A 3143-nucleotide genomic window follows, 5' to 3' on the forward strand; every position below is an offset into this window, starting at 1 on the left:
CGGGTTGTGCACGGTGCACCAGGCCTCGCTGCTGTCGTTGCCGTGAAGCCGCGTGATGCCGGCCGCCTTCAGGCGCTGGCGCGCCAGCCCCGCGAGGTCGGCCATCCACTTGCCCGGCGTGCCGGCCGGCCGGAAGCACGCGCTGGCCGCTGGCGAGACGGCTTCGAAGGCGGCGCGGACCTCGTCGCCGACCTCGAAGGCGTCGGGTCCGATGCAGGGGCCGAGCCAGGCCATGAGTTCGGAAGCGCCGCCCTCGGCCTCGAAAGCCTCGACGCTGCGCTCGAGCACACCCGCCGCCAGCCCGCGCCAACCTGCGTGCGCGGCCGCCACGCGGCGGCCGCCTTCATCGGTGAACAGCACCGGCAGGCAGTCCGCGACCATGATCGTGCAGGCGATGCCGCGTTCCGTCGTCGTGCAGGCGTCGGCGCTGGCGCCGTCGACGCTCTGCGCATCGAGGGTCAGCACCTGGGTGCCGTGCACCTGCTCCAGGAACACCGGCTGCGCGCCAAGGGCATCCCGGAGGCAGGCCCGGTTGGCCTGAACCTTCTCGGGATCGTCGCCGACATGGCCGCCGAGGTTCAGCCCCTGGAAGCTGCCGACCGAAACGCCGCCCTCCCGCGTGGTGCATACCGCACGCACATTCGCGGGCGCTGGCCAGTCCGGCACGAGCCAATCGGGCATGCTCAGGCTTCCGCGTCGGGGCAGTTCGATGGCTGGGCGCGCTGGAAGGCGTCGAGCTGCATGCAGGCGTCGAACGCCGCCATCGTGCGCGGCAGGCCGCTGAAGTCGCAGTCGAAGCGCTTGCCATTGAAGATCTGCGGCACCAGGCAGCAGTCGGCGATGGTCGGCGTGCTGCCGTAGCAATAGGTGCCGACCGGATACTGGGCCAGTTGGCGTTCGAAGGCCAGCATGCCCTCGCGCACCCAGTGGCGGTACCAGGCGTTCTTGGCCTCGTCGTCCAGCTTCAGCTCCCGCACCAGGTACTTGAGCACGCGCAGGTTGTTGAGCGGATGGATCTCGCAGGCGATCGACTCCGCCAGCGCCCGCACATGGGCGCGGCCGACGGGATCGCTGGGCAGGAGCGCGGGCTCGGGCTGGATCTCGTCGAGGTATTCCATGATCGCCAGCGATTGCGTGAAGCGCTCGCCGTCGTCCTCGAGCAGCGGCACCAGATTGTCGGGCGAGATCGCGGCGAAGGGGCCGGTCTTGTGCTCCCCGCGGGCGATATGGACCGGGATGTAGTCGTAGGCCAGCCCCTTGATGTTGAGCGCGATACGCACGCGAAAGGAGGCGGAGGAACGGAAATAATTGTGCAGCTTCATCATCCGGCTAGCATAGCCGCGCCGCCCCGCGCAGGCCACCGCCGGGCAATTCGCCCGGTCGTCTGGCACACTGCTTTTTTCGCTGAAAAGGACGTTTCTCCCATGGCCTCCGAGTTTGTTTTCACCCCTCACCCGGTCGTATCGATCCCCGTCGTCGGCCAGGCCYCGCGCTTTCCGGTGCATCGCATCTACTGCGTCGGCCGCAACTACGAAGAGCATGCCAAGGAAATGGGCTTCACCGGCCGCGAACCGCCCTTCTTCTTCATGAAGCCGGCCGATGCCGTGGTGGTGGTCGAGGCCGGCAGCACCGGCACCATGGCCTACCCGACGCTGACCAAGAACCTGCACCACGAGATCGAGCTGGTCGCCGCGATCGGCACCGGCGGCAAGAACATCGCGGCAGCCGACGCCCACAAGCACATCTTCGGCTATGCCGTCGGCCTCGACATGACGCGCCGCGACCTGCAGAACGACATGAAGAAGCAGGGCCGCCCCTGGGACATCGGCAAGAGCTTCGAGCAGAGCGCACCGATCGGCCCGATCGTGCCGGCCGCGCAGGCGGGCGACATCGAGAAGGCCGAGATCTCGGTCCAGGTCGGTGGCGTCGACCGCCAGCGCAGCAACGTGAGCAAGCTGATCTGGAACCTGGCCGAAACCATCGAGCACCTGTCGGCCGCCTGGGAACTGCAGCCCGGCGACCTGATCTTCACGGGGACGCCCGAGGGCGTGGCCGCGGTGGTCGCGGGCGACACGCTGGTCGGCGAAATCACCGGCCTGCCCAAGCTGACCGTCCGGATCATCTAGACAATGATCCTGCGCGTCCCCATCAAGCATTGCAAGAACTGCGGCACCGCGGTCGTCTACCGCGTCCCGGACGACGGCGACACCAAGGAGCGCGCGGTCTGCCCGGCCTGCAACACGATCCACTACGAGAMTCCGCTGAACGTGGTGGGGACCATCCCGGTCCTCGGCGATCGCGTGCTGCTGTGCAAGCGCAACATCGAGCCGCGCTGGGGCAAATGGACGCTGCCGGCCGGGTTCATGGAGCTCAACGAGTCGACCGAACAGGGCGCTGCGCGCGAGACCGACGAAGAGGCCGGCGCCGAGTACGAGATGGAAGGCCTGTTCGCGGTCATGAGCGTGGTGCGCGTCGGCCAGGTCCACCTGTTCTACCGTGCCCGGCTGCTGAGCGAGCGCTTCGATCCGGGCCACGAAACGATCGAGGCCCGGCTCTTCGCCGAGGACGAGATCCCCTGGGAAGAGATCGCGTTCCGCACCGTGCGGGAGGCGCTCACGCGCTACTTCGACGACCGGCGCCGCGGCAGCTTCGATCGCGTCCACACGGTGGACATCGTATGAATCGCAGGCTGCAGCGGCAGCTCGTTCTCGGCCTTGCCGTGGCGGCAACGGGCGCCGGGGCCGAACAGGTCGGCGAAGTCGACACCGCCTTCAAGCTGATCGGGCCGGACCACAAGATCGTGGTCGAGGCCTACGACGATCCGAAGGTGAACGGCGTCACCTGCTATGTCTCGCGCGCCAAGACCGGCGGCGTCTCCGGCGCGCTCGGCCTGGCCGAAGACAAGGCCGAAGCCTCGATCGCCTGCCGGCAGGTGGGACCGGCCGGCGTGATCCAGCCGCTGCCGCGGCGCGAGGAGGTCTTCAGCGAACGGCAGTCGATTCTCTTCAAGCGGCTGCGCGTCGTGCGCATCGTCGATGCCAGGCGCAATACGCTGGTCTACCTGGCCTATTCCGACCTGCTCATCGATGGCTCGCCGAAGAACAGCGTCACCGCCGTCCCGATCGATCGCGCCACACCGATCC

The 3143-nt window shown here is 68.1% G+C and carries 5 protein-coding genes; 3 read left to right on the forward strand and 2 right to left on the reverse strand.

Going from position 1 to position 3143, the window contains the following annotated elements; all coding sequences use genetic code 11:
- Nucleotides 1–681: peptidoglycan editing factor PgeF (gene pgeF, locus AC1D2K_RS32605; protein WP_478094311.1), on the reverse strand; the 681-nt coding region annotated here is incomplete at its 3' end.
- A 2-nt stretch (nt 682–683) separates the two neighbouring features.
- A complete protein-coding gene (gene maiA, locus AC1D2K_RS32610) occupies nt 684–1322 on the reverse strand; it encodes a maleylacetoacetate isomerase (protein ID WP_478094313.1) in 639 nt (212 codons plus the stop codon).
- Between the two features lie 102 nt (nt 1323–1424).
- Here maiA and AC1D2K_RS32615 point away from each other — a divergent pair, with 102 nt between their 5' ends.
- The 3 genes from AC1D2K_RS32615 to AC1D2K_RS32625 form a co-directional block, all read left to right on the forward strand.
- Nucleotides 1425–2126: a fumarylacetoacetate hydrolase family protein gene (locus tag AC1D2K_RS32615; protein ID WP_478094315.1), complete on the forward strand. Its 702-nt coding sequence runs from the start codon at nt 1425–1427 to the stop codon at nt 2124–2126.
- Nucleotides 2127–2129: 3 nt separating this feature from the next.
- The gene (locus AC1D2K_RS32620; protein ID WP_478094317.1) at nt 2130–2681 is read left to right on the forward strand and encodes an NUDIX hydrolase; all 552 of its coding nucleotides are present in this window, start codon (nt 2130–2132) and stop codon (nt 2679–2681) included.
- Nucleotides 2678–3143: CreA family protein (locus AC1D2K_RS32625; RefSeq protein ID WP_478094319.1), on the forward strand; the 466-nt coding region annotated here is incomplete at its 3' end. The genes AC1D2K_RS32620 and AC1D2K_RS32625, both read left to right, overlap by 4 nt.

The organism is Variovorax sp. P1_H12_2 (assembly GCF_056405335.1).